The sequence below is a fragment of the Dolomitihabitans soli genome (genome assembly GCF_022213955.1).
Taxonomy (GTDB): domain Bacteria; phylum Actinomycetota; class Actinomycetes; order Streptosporangiales; family Streptosporangiaceae; genus Streptosporangium_A; species Streptosporangium_A soli.
Genome location: NZ_JAKNTW010000053.1, coordinates 36823 through 55919, shown reverse-complemented (window position 1 = coordinate 55919; position 19097 = coordinate 36823). Strand labels below are relative to the sequence as shown.

The 19097-nt window shown below is 68.9% G+C and carries 16 protein-coding genes; 7 read left to right on the top strand and 9 right to left on the bottom strand.

The annotated features are described in order from the left end of the window. Window positions 1-301: 301 nt before the first annotated feature. The 4 genes from MBA17_RS48180 to MBA17_RS48165 all read left to right on the top strand — a co-directional run bounded on the left by MBA17_RS48180 (window position 302) and on the right by MBA17_RS48165 (window position 5071). Complete coding sequence (locus MBA17_RS48180) at window positions 302-2113, top strand: family 43 glycosylhydrolase (protein WP_238505680.1); 1812 nt, start codon at window positions 302-304, stop codon at window positions 2111-2113. Between the two features lie 201 nt (window positions 2114-2314). Then, a complete protein-coding gene (locus tag MBA17_RS48175; RefSeq protein ID WP_238505679.1) occupies window positions 2315-3448 on the top strand; it encodes a Gfo/Idh/MocA family protein in 1134 nt (377 codons plus the stop codon). Then, complete coding sequence (locus tag MBA17_RS48170) at window positions 3441-4349, top strand: DUF6807 domain-containing protein (protein ID WP_238505678.1); 909 nt, start codon at window positions 3441-3443, stop codon at window positions 4347-4349. The genes MBA17_RS48175 and MBA17_RS48170 overlap by 8 nt, the downstream gene beginning before the upstream one ends. Further along, the gene (locus MBA17_RS48165) at window positions 4346-5071 is read left to right on the top strand and encodes a cupin domain-containing protein (RefSeq protein WP_238505677.1); all 726 of its coding nucleotides are present in this window, start codon (window positions 4346-4348) and stop codon (window positions 5069-5071) included. Before MBA17_RS48170 ends, MBA17_RS48165 begins: the two co-directional genes overlap by 4 nt. 163 nt (window positions 5072-5234) lie before the next feature. Here the strand turns inward: MBA17_RS48165 and MBA17_RS48160 are convergent, their stop codons facing one another. From MBA17_RS48160 to MBA17_RS48140, 5 genes are all read right to left on the bottom strand, one after another. Next, entirely contained in the window at window positions 5235-6236 is a 1002-nt protein-coding gene (locus MBA17_RS48160; protein ID WP_238505676.1) for a LacI family DNA-binding transcriptional regulator, read from the bottom strand. A 202-nt stretch (window positions 6237-6438) separates the two neighbouring features. Further along, window positions 6439-6867, bottom strand: a complete 429-nt coding sequence (locus MBA17_RS48155) for an arsenate reductase ArsC (protein WP_238505675.1) — start codon at window positions 6865-6867, stop codon at window positions 6439-6441. After that, window positions 6860-7963, bottom strand: coding sequence for an ACR3 family arsenite efflux transporter (gene arsB, locus MBA17_RS48150; protein ID WP_274387072.1), 1104 nt, complete (start codon window positions 7961-7963; stop codon window positions 6860-6862). Before arsB ends, MBA17_RS48155 begins: the two co-directional genes overlap by 8 nt. A 61-nt stretch (window positions 7964-8024) precedes the next feature. Beyond that, window positions 8025-8366: an ArsR/SmtB family transcription factor gene (locus MBA17_RS48145; protein WP_238505674.1), complete on the bottom strand. Its 342-nt coding sequence runs from the start codon at window positions 8364-8366 to the stop codon at window positions 8025-8027. A 206-nt stretch (window positions 8367-8572) separates the two neighbouring features. After that, complete coding sequence (locus MBA17_RS48140; RefSeq protein WP_238505673.1) at window positions 8573-9478, bottom strand: LysR family transcriptional regulator; 906 nt, start codon at window positions 9476-9478, stop codon at window positions 8573-8575. Between the two features lie 95 nt (window positions 9479-9573). On the opposite strand from MBA17_RS48140, the gene MBA17_RS48135 reads away from it, so the two are divergent. The 3 genes from MBA17_RS48135 (at window position 9574) to MBA17_RS48125 (ending at window position 13185) form a co-directional block, all read left to right on the top strand. Then, complete coding sequence (locus tag MBA17_RS48135) at window positions 9574-10428, top strand: alpha/beta fold hydrolase (RefSeq protein ID WP_238505672.1); 855 nt, start codon at window positions 9574-9576, stop codon at window positions 10426-10428. Beyond that, window positions 10425-11237, top strand: a complete 813-nt coding sequence (locus MBA17_RS48130) for an LLM class flavin-dependent oxidoreductase (protein WP_238505671.1) — start codon at window positions 10425-10427, stop codon at window positions 11235-11237. The genes MBA17_RS48135 and MBA17_RS48130 overlap by 4 nt, the downstream gene beginning before the upstream one ends. A 397-nt stretch (window positions 11238-11634) precedes the next feature. After that, window positions 11635-13185: a M4 family metallopeptidase gene (locus tag MBA17_RS48125; protein ID WP_238505670.1), complete on the top strand. Its 1551-nt coding sequence runs from the start codon at window positions 11635-11637 to the stop codon at window positions 13183-13185. A gap of 954 nt (window positions 13186-14139) precedes the next feature. Here the strand turns inward: MBA17_RS48125 and MBA17_RS48120 are convergent. From MBA17_RS48120 to MBA17_RS48105, 4 genes are all read right to left on the bottom strand, one after another. Next, the gene (locus tag MBA17_RS48120; protein WP_238505669.1) at window positions 14140-16554 is read right to left on the bottom strand and encodes a SpoIIE family protein phosphatase; all 2415 of its coding nucleotides are present in this window, start codon (window positions 16552-16554) and stop codon (window positions 14140-14142) included. 332 nt (window positions 16555-16886) lie between these two features. Further along, window positions 16887-17144 (bottom strand): hypothetical protein, encoded by a 258-nt coding sequence (locus tag MBA17_RS48115; RefSeq protein WP_238505668.1) that lies wholly within the window; start codon window positions 17142-17144, stop codon window positions 16887-16889. Then, window positions 17138-18334 (bottom strand): hypothetical protein, encoded by a 1197-nt coding sequence (locus MBA17_RS48110; protein WP_238505667.1) that lies wholly within the window; start codon window positions 18332-18334, stop codon window positions 17138-17140. The genes MBA17_RS48115 and MBA17_RS48110 overlap by 7 nt, the downstream gene beginning before the upstream one ends. A 24-nt stretch (window positions 18335-18358) precedes the next feature. Further along, a complete protein-coding gene (locus MBA17_RS48105) occupies window positions 18359-18802 on the bottom strand; it encodes an SGNH/GDSL hydrolase family protein (RefSeq protein WP_238505666.1) in 444 nt (147 codons plus the stop codon). Window positions 18803-19097: the final 295 nt, after the last annotated feature.

The window sequence follows — 19097 nt, the reverse complement described above, 5'->3', positions numbered from 1 at the left end:
CTCCTCTACCAAGGACGCAACCCCAACTCCGGCGGCGACTACGGCCTCCTCCCCTACCGGCCAGGCCTGCTGACACTCCAACGCTGACGGCGTGACACAGATCCGGCTCGAAGGTTCCCGACGTTCAACGCCCCATCGGGTGCGTCGCGATCAGGACCGGGTGGAGCCGGAGCGGCGGGCTCGGCGCAAGACCGAGCCCGCCCGCGTCACGCGGAAATGTCAACGCTCACCTAGCGAGCGTCCGCCGTGCTCGGGGCCCACGAACACCCCCCGTCGACTACCCGCCTGAGGGAGACAACAGGTGAGACCCGCTCTGCGCACGGTCCTGTGTACCGTGGGCCTGCTTCTTTCGACCGTGCTGTTCCCGTCGTCGGCCCTGGCCGACAACCCGATCGTGCAGACCATCTACACGGCCGACCCCGCACCGCTCGTCCACAACGGCCGCGTCTACCTCTACACCGGCCACGACGAGGACGGCTCCACGTACTTCACCATGCGGGACTGGCACGTCTACTCCTCTTCGGACATGGCCAACTGGACCGACCACGGCTCGCCCATGAGCCTGGCCACCTTCGCCTGGGCCGACGCCAACGCCTGGGCCGGCCACGTCGCCCAACGCAACGGCCGCTTCTACTGGTATGTGCCGGTCCGCGACCGCGCCACCGGCTCGATGGCCATCGGTGTCGCGGTCGCCGACAGCCCGACCGGGCCCTTTCGCGACGCCATCGGACGCCCACTGGTCAACAACGGCGAGATCGACCCCAACGTCTTCATCGACGACAACGGCCAGGCCTACCTGTACTGGGGCAACCCTCGCCTCTGGTACGTCCGGCTGAACACCGACATGATCTCCTACTCTGGCAGCCCGACCCAGATCCCCCTCACCACCGCGGGCTACGGCACTCGCACCGGCAACGCCGGCCGCCCGACCCTCTACGAGGAAGCCCCCTGGGTCTTCAAGCGCAACGGCCTGTACTACAACGTGTTCGCCGCCGAATGCTGCTCGGAGTTCATCGCCTACTCGACGGCCCCCAGTGCCACCGGTCCGTGGACCTACCGGGGAACGATCATGCCCCGGCAGGGAGGCAGCTTCACCAACCACGCCGGGATCGTCGACTTCAACGGCGGGTCGTACTTCTTCTACCACAACGGCGCCCTCCCCGGCGGAGGCGGTTTCACCAGGTCGGTGGCTATGGAGAAGTTCACCTACAACGCGGACGGCACCATTCCCACCATCAACATGACCACCGCCGGACCACCCCAGGTCGGCACGCTCAACCCGTACGTCCGCCAGGAGGCCGAGACCGTCGCGTGGGCATCCGGGGTCGAGACCGAAGCCTCCGGCGAAGGCGGCATTAACGTGGGCCACATCGAGAACGGCGACTACCTCAAGGTCAAGGGCGTCGCCTTCGGCAACGGATCCTCCTCCTTCACCGCCCGCGTGGCCTCGGGCACCGGCGGCGGCCGGATCGAACTGCGGCTCGGCAGCGCCACCGGCACCCTCGTGGGCACCTGCACCGTCACCGGCACCGGCGGCTGGCAGAACTGGTCCTCGGTCACCTGCCCGGTGTCCGGCGCGACCGGCACCCGTGACCTCTACCTCCGGTTCGCCGGCGGCAGCGGCTACCTGCTCAACCTCAACTGGTGGCAGTTCACCTCGGGTGGCGGCAGCGGTGGGAACCTGCTGACCAACGGCACCATGGAGAACGGCACCACGGGCTGGACCACCTCCGGCGGCACCCTGTCCGCCGTCACCGACGTCGCCCACGCGGGCAGCCGGTCCCTGCTCAACTCCGGACGTACGGCGGCCTGGAACGGCCCCAACCAGAACGTGACCTCGCAGCTCACCAACGGCAAGAGCTACACCACGAGCGTCTGGGTGCGGTCGCAGAGCGGAACCCCCAGCGCGAAGGCGACCCTGGCGGTCACGGCGAACGGCACCACGAACTACCACCAGCTGACCCCGGCGCAAACGGCCGACACGAACGGCTGGACCCAGCTCACCGGCACCGCGACCGTCTCCTGGACCGGCACGCTGACGAACGCCTCCTTGTACGTCGAGACGGCCGCGGGCACCGACGGCCTCTACGTCGACGACGCCTCCTTCCAGTGATCTGGCGGAAGGGACCTCGTTGAGGAGCCGACGGGGCGTCTGCCATCGCGTTGCGGCCGCGCAGCTGCACGGACCGGCTGGACGCCACGGTCCGGATCACGCCATAACGGATGGGGTGGGTTGACCCGAGGAGCGATCGAAAATAGGTTGACCCAGTAAAAAGTGATCGATCACTCTTTGGGTCGTCCAAGGGAGCCATGCATGCCTGCGTCTTCGTCCCCGATTCGTGTCGCCATCGTCGGCACCGGGGGCATCGCGAAAGCCTGTCATCTGCCCGCCCTGGCCGCGGCGGGCGACGCGGTACGGGTCGTCGCCGTGTGCGACGTCGACTCCGCCCGCGCGAACGAGCTGGCCGACGCCTACGACATCCCGGGCCGCCACACCGATCTGACCGAAATGCTGGCAACGGAGAGCCCCGACCTCGTGGTCGTCGCCACGCCGCCGGTGGCGCATCGCGAGGCGGTGACATCCGCGCTCGACGCCGGCGCGTGGGTCTGGTGCGAGAAGCCGCCGACGCTGTCACTCGCCGAGTACGACGAGATCACCGCCCACGAGAAGGACGGCGGACCCTACGCCGGCTATGTCTTCCAGCACCGCTTCGGCGGCGCGGCCCAGCGGCTGCGGCGGCACATCGGCGACGGCGAGCTGGGCGCGCCGCTCGTCGCCGTGTGCAACACGCTGTGGTACCGCGGACACGACTACTTCGAGGTGCCCTGGCGCGGCAGGTGGGAGACCGAGGGCGGTGGCCCGACCATGGGCCACGGCATCCACCAGATGGACCTCCTGCTCAGCCTGCTCGGCGACTGGCACGAGGTGCACGCCGTGGCGGCGACCCTCGGCCGCCGGGTCGAGACCGAGGACGTGTCGTTCGCGATCGTCCGCTTCGACTCCGGCGCCATCGCCTCGGTCGTCAACAGCGTCCTGTCCCCCCGCGAGACGAGCTACCTGCGCTTCGACTTCACCGACGCCACCGTCGAGGTCGAGCACCTGTACGGCTACGACAACTCGAACTGGCGCTGGACTCCCGCGCCGCACGTCACGGATGAGGACCGGATCGCCGGCTGGGCGCCGGCCGAGAACACGCCCAGCTCGCACCGCGCCCAGCTCACCGCCCTGCTGGCCGCCATGAAGGCCGGCGAACGGCCCCCGGCCAGCGGCGCCGACGGCAGGCGCATCATGGAGCTGATCACCGGCATGTACCAGTCCGCCATCACGGGCCGTCCCGTCTGCCGGGCCGAACTCGGCCCGGCCAACCCCTTCTACCACGCGCTCAACGGCGGCGACACGCCAACCGCCATCAGCCGCCTCCAGCACAAGGAGAACACCCATGCCTGAACCCGGGCTCAGCGTCCGCGACGAGGACAAGTCTCTGATCATCACCGCCGGCGACGTGGACATCGCGCAGTACGTCTACCACCCGGACGCGCCCGACGCCGAGTCGCCCAAGCCCTACGTGCATCCCATCCGCAGCCTGACCGGCGCGCCCATGTCGGTCTACCGGCCGTGGGACCACCGCTGGCACAAGGGCCTGCAGATGACGTGGGCGCACCTGTCGGGGCAGAACTTCTGGGGTGGCCCGACGTACTCGGTGGAGCGGGGCTACCACATGGAGGACAACCTCGGTCACATGAACCACATCGACTTCACCGCGCTCTCCTCCGACGAGGAGCGGGTGACGGTCGAGGAGAGCCTGCACTGGGTCTCGGCACAGGGTGAGCATTGGATCACCGAGCAGCGCCACCAGGTCTTCCACGGCGTGGACGCCGAGCGCGGCATCTGGGCCCTGGACTTCACCACCCGCCTGCGCAACGTCCGCGGCGCCACGCTCGACTTCGGCAGCCCCACCACGCACGGCAGGCCGATGGCCGGATACGCGGGCTACTTCTGGCGCGGCCCCAGGTCCTGGACCGGAGGAACGATCATCGGCGCCGGCGGTCAGGGCGGGGAGGAGATGATGGGCACCGAAGCCCCATGGCTGGCCATGGTCGGGAAGCACGACGAGATCGACGGCGGGGGCACCGTGCTGGCCATCGCCGGACGCTCCAGCGCGTCCGTGCCGATCAAGTGGTTCGTCCGCAGGGAGGCGTTCGCCGTGATCAGCCCCTCCCCCTCCTTCGACGAGGAGATCGCGCTGGCCGACGGCGACACCCTCGAACTCGCGCACCGCTACGTCTTCATCGACCACATGTGCGACCGGGCCGAGCTGGACGAGCTCGGCACGGAGTTCGCGCTGTGACCCCGCTGTTCCCCGGCGGCACCTCGATCAGCGACCTGGCGGTCTACGACTGGGAATGCGCCGACGGCGTGCACGGCGGCACCCCGCACCTGCACACCGTCTCGACCGAGGCGTACGTCGTGACCGCGGGCCGCGGGGAGGTGCACACCCTCAGCGCCGCGGGCTTCGCCCGGGACCGGCTCGAAGCCGGCGCCGTCTTGTGGTTCTCGCCGGGAACGATCCACCGCCTGGTCAACGAGGACGGCCTCCGGCTGGTCGTGATCATGCAGAACGCGGGGCTGCCCGAGGCAGGCGACGCCGTGCTCACCTTTCCCCCGGACGTCCTGCGCGATCGCGACGCCTACCTCACCGCGGCCACGTTGCCGGCGGACGGCTCGGAGGACGAGCGGGCGGCCGCCGCCCGGACCCGGCGTGACCTGGCCGTCGCCGGCTTCCGACAACTCCTGGAGGAGGTCGACAAGCGCGGCGGCGAGGCGCTGGCTGACTTCCACCGCCTCGCCGCGGCGATCGTCCGGCTGCGGGCGGCGGCCTGGGCGGAGCTGTGGAGCCTAACCGTCGCGGCCGAGACCGAGCGCACCCGCGAGCAGCTCGCGGCCATCGCGAACGGCGATCCCGCTCACCTCGGGCAGGCCACCGTGGTACGGACCACGCCCAGGCCCGGCCCCCGCGCCTTCGGCATGTGCGGGCGGCTGCGTACCTGGACGCCGGTGCCCCCGTCCTAGTCCGGCGAAGCGGCAGGACCGAGCCGAGCCGCCGGGTCGCGCGCATCGCGTGCCCGGCGGCACGGCGTGAGCGACCGCGGCTCAGCGCAGGACGATCGTCGTCAGAGCGGCGCCATGGAGTCAGCACATCGGTGCCGTCCGGCTCACTACGCAGGGGCCGGACTCAGGCCGGCGGCGGGCCGGCCGTCTCGCGGACGATGACCCGGTTGATCGACCGTGCGGAAGGCGGCGGCTCGGGCTCACCGCGTACCTCCGCGATGAGCCTGGCCATGGCCTCCCGCCCCTGCACCTCCCTGTCGACGGCCACCGTGGACAGGGAGGGCGTGGCGAAGCGTCCCAGCTCCTCGTCGTCCCAGCCGAACACGCTGACATCGCCGGGAACCCGCCAGCCGCGGGAGAACGCTCCCCGCACGGCGCCCATCGCCACGTGGTCGTTCACGGCGACGATGGCGGTCACGCCGCACCCGTCCGGCAGGCCGCGTACGGCATCGTGGCCGGACTGAGGGCTCCAGTCGCCGAGGGCGACGCCGTACGAGGTGAGCCCGAGGCGCTCGATCGTCTGCTCGTAGACCAGCTTGCGGTTACGGGCCGAGGTCCAGCTCTGTGCACCCGCGATGTGAAAGAAGACCCGGTGGCCGAGCGAGGCGAGATATTCGATGATCTCCTGGATCGGGGAGGCGTCCGCGAGTTCGCTGACCCCGCGCAGCTTGTCGTCGTAGCCGCCCGTGACGACGACGGGCACCGGCGAGGCAGCGTGGTCGAACTCCAGAGGCGTCAGCGACAGAATGCCCTCCACCTGCCCCGAGCCGGCCAGCTCCAAGATCCGCTCCACCCTGGCGCGCGGGTCACCCTCGACGCTGACGACCTCCAGTTGGAAGCCCTCGGCGTGCGCGACGGCGGAGGCGGCACGGAGCAGGCGCACCGGCCACAGGTAGCTGGAGACGGGCAGGGTGATCGCCAGCCGGTTCGTACGCCGCGTGCGCATGGAACGCGCGACCAGATTCGGCCGGTAGTTGAGCTCCTGGACGACCAGATCGATCTTCTTGCGGGTCTCCGGCTTCAAGCCCTCGTTGTGGCGGAAATACCGTGAAACCGTCTGGTGCGAAACTCCTGCACGCCGGGCCACCTCATGGATCGTGATGCGCGGCGTCTCGGCCTCGTCCAAGGGAACCCTCTCCTCGCTCCGTGCGCCACAGCCTAACCAATGCCGCCAACAGGGCATCGACGCGGAAGTGATCGATCACTAATCGACACGACTGACCCGGTCCCCGGCGGACCGCCCCCGAGTTCGACAGATATCGTCGTTCACGCCCATTCAAGACCGCTGGTGGGAGCGTGTCGGGATCGGCGAGCCGTCCAGCCGTCCGCTACTCGCCGCCTCCGGCGGCGGCGAGTTCGGTGATCAGTTTCTTGATCCGGTCGCGGATCTCGTCCCGGATCGGCCGGACGGCCTCGATGCCCTGACCGGCCGGGTCGGCGAGCTGCCAGTCCTCATACCGCTTGCCAGGGAAGATCGGGCAGGCGTCGCCGCAGCCCATGGTGATCACCACGTCGGAAGCCTCGACGGCGTCGGTGGTGAGGACCTTGGGCTGGGCGGCGGTGATGTCGATGCCGACCTCGCGCATGGCCTCCACGGCGACGGGGTTGACCCGCCCGGCCGGTTCCGAGCCCGCGGAGCGGACCTCGACCGTGTCCCCGGCCAGGTGGGTGAGCCAGCCGGCGGCCATCTGGGAGCGGCCGGCGTTGTGGACGCAGACGAACAGGACGCTGGGCTTGCCGGAGGCGGTCTCAGACACTGGCGGACTCCTTGCCGGTGAACAGGCGGCGGCCCCAGAGGCTGACGTAGACCAGGGCGACCAGGACGGGTACCTCGATGAGCGGGCCGACGACTCCGGCCAGGGCCTGGCCGGAGGTGACGCCGAAGACGCCGATGGCCACGGCGATGGCCAGCTCGAAGTTGTTGCCGGCCGCGGTGAAGGCCAGCGTCGTGGTCCGGTCATACGGCAGGCCGATCGCCCGCCCCGCCAGGAAGGACCCGCCCCACATGATCGCGAAGTAGGCCAGCAGCGGGATGGCGATGCGGGCCACGTCCCAGGGCTGGGAGGTGATCGTGTGGCCTTGCAGGGCGAACAGGATGACGATGGTGAACAGCAGCCCGTACAAGGCGACCGGCCCGATACGCGGCAGGAAGCGGCCCTCGTACCAGTCCCGGCCCTTGACCCGTTCACCGAACGTGCGGGACAGGTATCCGGCGGCGAGCGGGATGCCGAGAAAGATGAGCACGTACTGGGCGATGTCCCACATCGAGACCTCCAGCGCGGTCTGGGTCAGGCCGAGCCAGCCGGGCAGCAGGTCCAGGTAGAACCAGCCGAGTACGGCGAAGGCGAGCACCTGGAAGACCGAGTTGATCGCCACCAGCACGGCCGCGGCCTCCCGGTTGCCGCACGCCAGGTCGTTCCAGATCAGCACCATCGCGATGCACCGCGCGAGCCCGACGATGATCAGCCCAGTGCGGTATTCGGGCAGGTCGGGCAGCAGCAGCCAGGCCAGCGCGAACATCAGCGCCGGGCCGGCGACCCAGTTCAGCACCAGCGAGGAGATGAGCAGCCGCCGGTCACCGGTGACGGTGTCCAGCCGGTCGTAGCGGACCTTGGCCAGCACCGGGTACATCATCAGCAGCAGTCCGAGTGCGATCGGCAGCGAGATCTCCCCGACCTTCACCGCTTCCAGCGCGGCGTCCAGGCCGGGCACCAGCCTGCCGAGCAGCAGCCCGGCCACCATCGCCCCGATGATCCAGACCGGCAGGAACCGGTCCAGCGTGGACAAGGCGCCGATCACGCCCGTCGGGCCCGCCGGAGCGGGCGCCTGCGCGCGGGTGGGAGCTTGAGACATGGATCTTCCTTCTCGACCGGGTGGTCAGTCGGTGCCGTCGGCCTGCGCGCTCTGCCGGCGCTCAAACGGTGGCGGGCGTATTCAGCAGCGCCGACAGTTCGGCGAGCGTGTCGGGGACCACGCGGTAGTACACCCAGGAGGCGCGCCGCTCCGAGGTCAGCAAACCCACGTCTTTCAGCACCTTGAGGTGGTGGCTGATCGTCGGCTGGGACACGTCGAACGCACCGGTGATGTCGCACACGCACACCTCGCCGCCCTCGCGGCTGGCCACGATCGACAGGATGCGCAGCCGGACCGGATCGCCCAGCGCCTTGAACACCCGTGCCACCCCGGCGGCCTGATCGGCGTCCAGCGGTTCACGCGCCAGCGGCGGGCTGCACTCCAGGATCTCCAGCAGCTCCATCAAGCCTCCTGAATAGATGAGCATCGAAATTAGTGTACATCTATATCGATGTGCATCTATGGATGCCTGCCGACGTAGTCGGTTCACTGGCACGCCGAGGTCGGTGAGCAGAGTGCGGACGCGGCGTTCGATCTCCTCGCGGATCGGGTGGATCTCCTGCGCGGTGTGACGTGTCGTCCCTCTTCAGGGGCTACAACCCGCACGCATCAAGCACTGGCTGGCGGCGGCGCGAGCTCGGCCGCGACCTCGACGGCGATCTCGATGGCCCGGCCGGCAAGGGGTGAGTGGGTACGTCCGGCCCGCCAGTGCAGGTAGATCTCCCGTGCCGGCAGGGAAGGCCGTAGCTCGTGGACGCGGAGCCTGCCGTCGGATGGGACGCCGGCACCGCGGATGGCGAGCCAGGGCAGCACCGCCGATCCCATGCCGGCTCGCACCATCGACAACAAGGTGTCGTTGACCGCGGAGCGGAACACGATCTGCGGACGGGCGCCGCTGCGCGCGACTGCCTGCTCCATCAAGGGCTGGTCGCAGGTCAGCGGCCAGGCCACCATCGGTGCGCCGTCGAGCCACTCCAGCGGGACCGGGCCGTCGGGGAAGGTGCCGGCGTCGGCCACCAGCAGGTACGGATCGTCGAGCAGCTTGATGTGCTCGACGTCGCCGTCGATGCGGCCGTCGTAGAACAGCAGGTCAAGGTCACCGATCTGCGGCTGCTCCGGCTCCTCCTCGGACAACCTGATGTCACAGCCGGGGTGCTCGTCTCGCAGCCGCCGTACGACCGACGGCAGGATGACGTTGGACACGCTCTGGAACGTGCCGATGTCGATCCGGCCGTCTCCCGCCTTGAACCGGTCCACGGCGTCGGCCAATGCCTCCGCCTTCGCCAGCATTTCGCGACCCTGGTCGAGGACCACGGAGCCGAGTGGGGTGAGCCGTACTGGCTTGGGACCGCCCGGCCGGTCGAACACCAGACCGCCGACGGCCCTCTCCAACGCGGCGATCTGCTGGCTCACCGTCGACTGGGTGTACCCGAGACGGGCGGCCGCCCGACCGAACGAGCCCTCCTCGGCGATGGCGGCCATCGCCGCCAGGTGGCGCAGCTCGATGTCGATCACGAATTCCAGCCTAGCGAAATCCATCGTTATGAGCGATCAACTCGATCGAAAATCATCGCTTTTCACGATGAAGTCGCGGGCCTAGCGTGCCAGACATGAACGCTCACCAATCCCACGGCCGGCAACTCCTCTCGATCAACGGCGTCGAGCTGTGTGTCGAGACCTTCGGAGACCGCGCGGCCCCGGCGATCACGCTGGTGGCCGGGGCTGCTGCCTCGATGCTGTGGTGGGACGCCGAACTGTGCGAACGCATCGCCGCCCGTGGTCGGTTCGTGGTCCGGTACGACCATCGAGACACCGGCCGGTCGACCTGCCACCCGCCGGGACAGCCGGCGTACTCCTTCACCGACCTGACCCTGGACGTGCTCGGCATCCAGGACACCTTGGGCATCGAACGCGCCCACGTGGTCTGTCAGTCGATGTTCGGCGGGACCGGACTCATCCTCGGTGTGGACCATCCCGATCGGGTCGCGTCGCTGACGTTCGTCTCGACCTCGACCGGGGCCGACGACCTGCCGCCGCCCTCGAGCGATCTGGCCATGCCGGCCGAGCCGGATTCCTCCGACGCGGCCGCGATCGTCGAGTACGTGGTCGCCGGCGCGAGGGCGTACGCCGGTGGCTCGCCGTACTTCGACGAGGCCGCGATCCGCGCGTTGGTCGAACGTGACGTGGCGCGCGCCAGGAGCTACGCCTCGACGCTGGCCAACCACTACGCCATCGAGCTCGACGGGCCGGCCCGAGGCGGCTTCGGCGACATCACGGCGCCGACGCTCGTGGTCCACGGCGACCACGACCCATTCCTGCCGCTGCCGCACGGCAAGGCGCTACGCGACGCGATCCCCGGTGCCGAGCTGCTGGTCCTGGAGGGGGCCGGACATGACCTGCCGGAGCCGGTGTGGAATGCCTTCGTGTCGGCCCTGGTACGGCACACAGAAGGTGACCGCCCATGAACCGGCTACGGTCGGCACTCTGGCTGCCGCTCTTCGACGACCTCGCCGACCCACGGGTGGTCGCGCGCCTTGCCGCCGACGCGGAGGAAGCCGGGTGGAACGGCTGCTTCGTGTGGGATCAGCTGTGCTGGCGGGCGCCGGTCCGACAGGTCGCCGACCCGTGGATCGCGTTGGCGGCGATCGCGACCGCGACCGAGCGGCTGCGGCTCGGCCCGATGGTGTCGCCGCTTCCCCGTCGGCGGCCGGCCAAGATCGCGCGGGAGGCCGCGACGCTGGATCGGCTCAGCGACGGCCGCCTCACCCTCGGCGTCGGCCTCGGAAGCGACCGGTTCGGCGGCGAGCTGTCCAAGACCGGCGAGCAGCTCGACGACCGGCGGCGCGGGCGGATGCTGGACGAGTCCTTGGCGATCCTGGCCGCCGCCTGGTCCGGCGAGCCGGTGCGCCATCGCGGCGAGCACTACACCGTCGACGACATCGCGTTCCTACCGCGGCCGGTTCAGCGGCCCGGCGTGCCGGTGTGGGCCGCCGGGTTCCCGGGCAACACCAAGCCGATCCGCCGGGCCGCCCGGCTCGACGGCTTCTTCCCGGCCGATCTCGAGCACCCGGACCAGCTCGCCGAGGTCGTCGGCACCCTCACCGAACTGCGACATGGCGAGATGGCCTCGTACGACATCGCCGTCGGTCTGCCGCTCGGTGTCGATCCCGAGCCGTACGCGAAGGCCGGCGCGACCTGGTGGCTGCCGGAGTTCGAACCAGGTGTACGGCTCGACGCCGTGCGTGGCGTACTCCGCGATGGCCCAGCGGTGTGAGGAGGCGGTCGCGCTGTTCGACTCCGACTCGGAGCTCCTGGCCGGGGGCACGGGGACCGGCACTCCAGCCAGGCGGCAGACGGAGCCATCGAACCGGCGGCACGCCCGGCCCGGCGGATCCAGGAGACCGTCTACGAGGCCGGCGGCCTGGCCGTGGCGGTGGCCCCCACCTGACGGGAGGATGCATCCGCTCGCCGAGATCTGGCCCACCGAGGAGAGCCGCCGCTACTCCGGCCAACCCCCCGTGATGGCAGGTCTGGAAAAGGTGTTGTTCGATCCATACCACGGCGTTATGGGCAAATTGGGAGCTATCACTTAGGTCACTCGAAATGTCAATCTGAGTGCACCCCAGCCGGCCGGGGCTCGTCCACTCCACCCCCCTGAGGAGCAACGAGCGATGAACCCCAAGCACAGGTTGGGCTCTGCCGCCATACTCGCGTTAGCCCTGACCATCACCGCACCGGCGGGCGCCACAAGCGCGAACGCCCAGGTGGCCGACCCGCCCTCACCCTCGGAGCGCGGCACCGCGGTGGCGACCGCGCAGAACGTCATCGCCTCCAGCCGGACACAGCTCCTGGCCGCCGACCAGGACGCTTTCTCCCTGTCGTCGGCCATCGCCGGCGTCAACGGCATCCAGCACCTCACGTACACGCGTACCTACGCCGGCCTGCCCGTCTTCGGCGGCGAGGTAGTCATAACGACCGACAAGTCCGGCAAGGCGGTCAGCACGATCGACACCGGCCAGCAGGCGAAGATCGCCCTGGACACCAAGCCGCAGATCGCCGCGCAGGCGGCGGCGGACACGGCCCGCAACGTGGCGCCCAAGGCCACTTCGATCGGCACGCCGACTCTCGTGGTGCACGCCGCCACGCCCACGCCACGCCTGGCGTGGGAGGTCGTGGCCGCCACCGACGACCAGTCCAGCATCGTGCACGTGTACGTGGACGCGCGTGGCGGCCAGGTCATCGACCAGTGGGACCAGGTAGTCGACGGCACCGGCAACAGCTACTACAACGGCAACCCGGTCACCATCGACACTTCCCCGTCGTACGTGATGCGCGACCCCACGCGCACCGGCATCCAGTGCGGCGGTCAGAACGGCACGGCGTACACCAAGTCGACCGACAGCTGGGGCACCGGCAGCGGCACGAACCTGGAGACGGCCTGCGTCGACGCGCTCTTCGCGGCCCAGCGCCAGTGGAACATGCTCAGCGAATGGCTCGGTCGCAACGGCGTCAACGGCTCGGGCCGCGGGTACCCCGCGAGGGTCGGGCTGAACCAGGCCAACGCCTTCTGGAACGGGTCGTACGCCTCCTTCGGCCGCAACTCCGCGGGCAGCCAGCAGGCCGTCTCGATGGACGTCGTCGGGCACGAGTTCGGCCACGGCATCTTCCAGTTCTCCGGCGGCAGCGGCGGCAGCGGCAACGAGTCCGGCGGCCTGAACGAGTCGACGGGTGACATCTTCGGCGCGCTGACCGAGGCGTACGTCAACGAGCCGGCCAGCCTCGACCCGCCCGACTACCTGGTCGGCGAGGAGGTCAACCTGTCGGGCCGCGGGGAGATCAGGAACATGTACAACCCGTCGGCGCTGGGTCACCCGAACTGCTACAGCTCCGCCATCCCGGGCACCCAGGTGCACGCGGCGGCCGGACCGCAGAACCACTGGTTCTACCTACTGGCCGAGGGCACGAACCCGAGCGGAAAGCCGGCCAGCAGCCGGTGCGACGGCGGCGCGGCCATCACCGGCATCGGCATCCGCAAGGCGGGCCAGATCTTCATGACCGGCCTGAACATGAAGACGGCGCCGTGGACGCACGCCAAGGCGCGCGTGGCCACGCTGCGGGCGGCCAAGACGCTGTACACCGGCTGTGTCGAATTCAACGTCATCAAGGCGGCCTGGAGCGGGGTGAACGTACCCGCGCAGAGCGGCGAGCCGACCTGCCCCTGAGCACGATGGCGGCCCTGTTCAGCGCGGATCGTCCGTAATCCGCCTGAGCAGGGCGCAGCAGTCCCCGCGCATACTTGCAACTGCCTCGCCGAAGCCGGCCGCACCGCTCTCGAGCGTCGGCGGCCCCGCCAGGTGCGCCGACGCCACAGGCGGGCGCCGCCTCCGACTTCTCCAATGTCATCCCGCCAGGGCCAACCGCAGTCGCGCTAGTGGCGGTTTATCGCCGGGCTAGTGAGACCGGGCACGCTGTGCGCCATCGGGCGTGGCCCCGGCCGTCGCCTGATCCCGCGCCGCCGGGCTGGACTGACCGGCGGCTTCCTCCGTGCGATCTGGGAGACATGAATGAAGGAATTCATCGGCAACCTCAGCGATGCGCTGCTGGCCAGGTTGGTCCCGCGTGAGAACGCCCAAGCCTCAAGCGGTTGCTGGTACAACAATTCCGACACCTGTAAGATCCACTTGGCGTGCGGCTTGCCGCACTTCTTGGGAAAGCGGCGCTACTACTGCTGCTATCGGCCGGGCGGTACGAGTTGTGTCGAGGTGGATCCCAGGATCTGTTGCTGAGGTTGGAGGGTCGCACCCGCGGTCCGACTGCGGACACGTCACTCGGTCACAACCATACGGTGGCGACTCGGCGGGGTCCTGCGTCGCCGGACCGGACCTGCGCGGCATCGACCTCGTCGATGACCCGACTTTGACCCGACTTTGCGAGAACCCGCGATCCTTCGCGCCGCCGTGCTGAGCTCGGCACGGCGGCGGCCGCTGATCGACGCGCCCCGTTCGACCTCGCCGCCTACACCAGCCGTGCCCGAACCGGGCCGTACGACCGGCCCAAACCCTGCGAGAGAAAGAACGCACGACCTCCAGCCTGTGGAGACCGGACGTAGCCGCAGTGACATATAAAGGCCGAACCCCTCAAACAGGGGGCGAACGGGCAGGGCGAGGAGCGTCGGGTCAGGTGCCCGTGCCGTTGTCTCCAGACAACGTCTGTATTGCCCAGATGGTCTTCCCGGCAGTCGTGTGGCGCGTGCCCCAGCGTTGGGTGAGCTGGGCGACCAGGAGCAGACCGCGGCCGCCTTCGTCGTAGACACGGGCGCGGCGAAGGTGGGGGGCGGTGCTGCTGGCGTCGGACACCTCGCAGATCAGGCTGCGGTCGTAGATCAGCCGGAGCTGAATGGGTGCGTCGCCGTAGCGGATGGCGTTGGTGACCAGTTCACTGACCACCAGTTCCGTGGTGAAGATCGCTTCGTCGAGTCCCCAGAGGGCCAACTGTTTGGAGGCGTTCCTGCGCGCCTGGGCGACGATGGCGGGGCGGGCAGGCAGATCCCAGGTGGCGACCTGGGACGCGTCCAGCGCTCGGGTGCGGGCGATCAACAGGGCGACGTCGTCCGGAGGGTGGGAGGGGAGCAGCGCCTCGAGCACGTTGTCGCAGATGGTGTCCAGCGACTGATCGGGCCTGGCGATGGCCTTGCGCAGAATTTCGAGGCCCTCGTTGCTGTCGCGGTGACGGGCTTCGACGAGGCCGTCGGTGTAGAGCACGAGCAAGCTGCCCGCGGGCAGTTCTATCTCGGTGCACTCGAAGTTGAGGCCACCCATACCGAGCGGCGGCTCGGCCGAAAGATCGACGAATTCGACGGTGCCACCAGGACTTACCACGACGGGCAGCTGGTGACCGGCCCGGGAGAGGCCGCAACGGCGCGTCACCGGATCGTAGACGGCGTAGAGACAGGTGGCTCCGATCTCTCCCGGGGCTTCGGCCGCGCCGTCGCGCCACCCGGTGCTGTCCACTTCGGCGGCCAGGTGGGTGACGAGGTCGTCCAGGTGAATAAGTAGTTCGTCGGGCGGCAGGTCAACGTCGGCCAGAGTTCGGACCGCAGTACGAAGGCGGCCCATGGTGGCGGACGCCTGGATGCCGTGGCCGACGACGTCGCCGACGACCAAGGCGACACGGGCCCCGGAGAGGGGGATGACGTCGAACCAGTCGCCACCCGCGCCGGCCCGGGCTCCTGCGGGCAGGTAGCGAGAAGCGACCTCGACTGCCGCCTGCTGGGGCAGCCGTTGTGGCAGCAGGCTGTGCTGCAAGGTGAGGGCCGTTTCACGCTCACGGCTATAACGGTAGGCATTGTCGATGCAGACCGCTGCTCTGGCCGTGATCTCTTCGGCCAGCAACAGGTCGTGCTGATCGAACGGTTCCATCAGCCGGTGGCGTGCGAAGACGGCCACCCCCAGGGCGGTGCCACTGGCTCGTAGCGGCACCGCCATCGAGTGAAGGGCCCAGTCTCCGGGCGTGTCGTACAAGAAGGACCGTCCTGAACGCAGGCACTGGACCTGTGGAGGGTCGTCCGAATAGGTGGTGATCTCTCCTGGCTCAAGGGTGGCCGCAGGGCCGTCTTCGATGACCGACCGGGCGGCATGACGCATCGTGATGGGCCCGGCCGGAGGGACGGTGGGTGGCTCGCCCTGGTCCAGCGAGGCGAGCAGGGAGATGTCGACGGAGTCCGCGAGTTTGGGAACCACGACGTCCGCCATTTCCTGGGCGGTGCGCACGACCTCGAGTGTGCGGCCGATCCGGGCACCCGCCTCATTGAGCATCAGCAGACGCTCCCGTGCCCAATACTGCTCAGTAATGTCGTGCGCCGCGAGGCACACCGCAAGGATCTGATCGTCTTGGTTCCTGAGCGGGGTGAGGCGAACCGCCCAGGCCTGCTTACGGCTCTTCCCTGGGGTGCGGAAGAAGTTCTCCCTTTCTCGTGGCTCGCCGCTCTCCAGCACCTGGCGGATGCACTCGTCGACCTCCTCCAGATGGGGGTCGAGCACGATCTCCGACACCCGCAGCCCGCGCATCTCATCCTCCGTGAGGCCGAAAGCGCATTGCATGTCTCGGTTCGCCCGACGCAGGCGCAGATCGCTACCGTAGATCGCCATGGCGCACGGGCCCTGACCGAACGCCCACTCCATCAGGACATCGTGCTCGAGCGGCCGCGTCTCGGCCATGACGGATGACACGACGATCCACTCGCTGCCACCGGAGTCCGCCGTCCGGTGATGCGCCAGTATCTCCACCTTCAGTCGATGGCCGTCCCGATGCAGCAGTGTGACTCTTCCGTTCCACCGCGGCAGTTCCGCCAAGGACGACTGAACCGGCTCGGGGACGATCTCCTCGGCGAGGAGGATGGCCGCGGACCGTCCAACGATGTCAGCGGCGTGGTAGCCGAGCAACCTCCGGGCCCCCGTGCTCCAGCCGGTCACGACACCTTGGTCATCGATCACGGCGGTCGCCGTGTACGGTGCGTCGAGCGAATCACCCAACCAGAACGAGCCGGGTCGTGGATCCGGCCGGTCACTCGCGGGAGTGCTGGCTTTCTTCATCGTCCCTCATCTCGCGCTCCCGGCCCTACGGGCAGTCGTCTGGCCTGAGCTCGCAAGAACGCCTTGCGATCGCACGTCTCGGTCTGACCACGCCGGCGTGCCGTTCGCTCATGACCTCATGGCCTCCCCGCCCGAATCGGCCCACGGCTTGACGCGACTTCGTCGTGGCCAGGAGCGGAGTGCGTGTACCGTCCCTGGACCCATCCGCAACCTGGGAGCGGTTGAGCCCTCAAAGAGCGCTCAATCGGCTTGTTTAGTCCATGTTGGTATGAGTTTACATATTTGCAGGTCAAGGGCGGTGCGGGTTATATCCCAGATCCGACGTATGGGCGTCACGCGTGGGTCAGCGGTGCAACGGTGGTAGCAAGCATGGTCGGGAGGATGTCGACCGGGTCGGTGCGGATGGTGACGCCCGCGCGCAGCGCGTTGATCATCATGCTCTCGCCGATGCAGATGCCCACGTGGTGGGCCTTGACCGTTCGCTCGCGGCTGTTCGTCAGGACGAACAGCGCCAGGGACGCCTGCCGGGTGGAGGAATGGCGCCGGCAGCCGCAGCAGTCGGCGGACTGCCGGCGCCGCTGGGTCAGCACCAGGTCAGCGTCGAGTTGACACGAGTCACGTTGCTGATCGCGTTGTTGCTGCCGGTGCAGGGGCTCCACCTGATGTTGGTATTGGTGACCGTCAGATTCTGGAACCTGATGCCCGACGACGGAGCGAATTCCGTACGGGCCGCGATGCGGACCTCGCCGCCGCCGCTGATCGTGCCCGACGCTCCGGCGATGACGACGTTGTAGCAGTTCTCCACCAGGACCGAGTTGTTGCCGGTGTTGGCGATGTCGACCCGGTCGATGGTGGCGCCGCCGCTCTCCGAGACGCAGAAGATGCCCCGGCCGCCGCCGCGTGCCTTGACGGTGCCAACCCGGATGTTGTTCGGGTAGGAGCTGCCGACCCGGCCGTTGCGGTTGGCCATGCGGAAGGCCGCGTACCCGGTGCCGGTGCCGGCGTTCTCGGCGTCCACGGTGCCGACCGTCGCGTTGATGGTCTGGTTGAGCAGCAGACCGGACTCGCCGACGCTGCGTGCCGTCACAGTGCCGACGGTGAGACCGTCGACGCCGTAGGTCTCCATCGCGTGCGAGCTGGCTCCTTGCACGTACACGTTGTCGACTCGTACGTTGCGGGTCCACTGGCTGGTGTCGCCGCGGTTGTCGATGCGCACGCCGAGGCCCCGGCCGAGCCGCATGTCGATCTGGCCGAGCCAGACGTTCGTGACGTTGCGCAGGAAGATGCCGTAGATCGGGGTACCGCTGACGTTGAGGTAGGGGACCTCGATGTTCGTGGTGCCGCGGGAATAGATCGGCGCGTAGTCGCCGGAGCCGGAGCCGGTGACGTTGATCGTGCCGCAGACCGACAGGGAGGTGTAGCTCGGCAGCGAGATTCGACTGCCTGCGCTCATCGTGCCGTTGCCGCGCACGACGACCCGCTGGATCGAGGTGCGCCCGGCCGTGAGGCTACCGATGCCGGCCTGGACCGCCGCCCGGAAGTCGGTGCCGCTGTAGACGCTGCTGCCGGCGCTGTTGCGGGCGGTCCAGGTGCTACCGCTGAGCGTCACCTGCGACTGGAAGGTGCCGTCACCGCACGCGATGGCGGACGCTGAGGGCACGCCGAGCACGACACCGGTCCCGGCACCGCCGATCAGGACGGCGAGCGCGGCGACGATCCGGGTGAGCCGACGACGTCGGCCCTCGGGCGTGCGTAACGCGGTGGTGGTGACTGTTGCCATGAGATCCTCCTCTGGGATGCTCGCTTAGTTGGTGACGACGAAACTTTGATGCGCGCCTGGTGCCATGCGAATGGCATCGCCCGGCGCCCTCACCGCAGGTAGCGAGCTCTCCCCCGACGCGGCGTAATTGGTCACCACCGCGCCGGCGCGGACCGAGGCGGTCAGCATCTGACCCCACCCCGTGTACGGCACCGCCCTCTGGTCGCACGCCGTCGAGTCGCCGGCGAGATGGACCACCAGCGGACGCACGGCCGAAGCGAAAGTCAGGCCGGCCATCTGAAGTGCGGCGCCGCCGAACGTGACGGTCAGGCCGGCGCTCCCGGCGACCTCATCAGTTGGCTGGCCCTGGGGCACCCGGACATTCACGGTCGCCATGCACACCGACCTCCCGTCATCCGGACCCGCGGCGAAGATCAGCCGGCGAGCCTCGACGCTAACGCTCGTCTCAGCGCCGAACACGGCGCTCATGTCGTAATAGCAGGGGATACGTCGTAGTGGCAGACCACGGGCGCGGTACCGCCGCGGTCAGCGAGCCGACCTCCAGGAACGGTTACGAATTGCTCCTTCGGCTATGAAACGTTCGGCGCGGGTTACCTGCCGGCGCGGCGACCGACAGGGCACCCAGGGACGGCCGCGACAAGATCTTCAGCGAGAAGATCTCCACCCGCTTTAGGGTCCGGTCCGAGGAGCGATCATGTAATCACGTTCCGGGGCTCTCGCAGAACTCGCACAGATGGTCATTTATGAGAACGAGAGCGAAGGG

Coding starts and splice junctions, on each gene's coding strand:
- MBA17_RS48170 (WP_238505678.1), top strand. CDS start 3,441: ATGCCTGAACCCGGGCTCAGCGTCCGCGACGAGGACAAGTCTCTGATC.
- MBA17_RS48125 (WP_238505670.1), top strand. CDS start 11,635: ATGAACCCCAAGCACAGGTTGGGCTCTGCCGCCATACTCGCGTTAGCC.
- MBA17_RS48175 (WP_238505679.1), top strand. CDS start 2,315: ATGCCTGCGTCTTCGTCCCCGATTCGTGTCGCCATCGTCGGCACCGGG.
- MBA17_RS48110 (WP_238505667.1), bottom strand. CDS start 18,334: ATGGCAACAGTCACCACCACCGCGTTACGCACGCCCGAGGGCCGACGT.
- MBA17_RS48130 (WP_238505671.1), top strand. CDS start 10,425: ATGAACCGGCTACGGTCGGCACTCTGGCTGCCGCTCTTCGACGACCTC.
- MBA17_RS48120 (WP_238505669.1), bottom strand. CDS start 16,554: ATGAAGAAAGCCAGCACTCCCGCGAGTGACCGGCCGGATCCACGACCC.
- MBA17_RS48105 (WP_238505666.1), bottom strand. CDS start 18,802: ATGAGCGCCGTGTTCGGCGCTGAGACGAGCGTTAGCGTCGAGGCTCGC.
- arsB (WP_274387072.1), bottom strand. CDS start 7,963: ATGTCTCAAGCTCCCACCCGCGCGCAGGCGCCCGCTCCGGCGGGCCCG.
- MBA17_RS48145 (WP_238505674.1), bottom strand. CDS start 8,366: ATGGAGCTGCTGGAGATCCTGGAGTGCAGCCCGCCGCTGGCGCGTGAA.
- MBA17_RS48135 (WP_238505672.1), top strand. CDS start 9,574: ATGAACGCTCACCAATCCCACGGCCGGCAACTCCTCTCGATCAACGGC.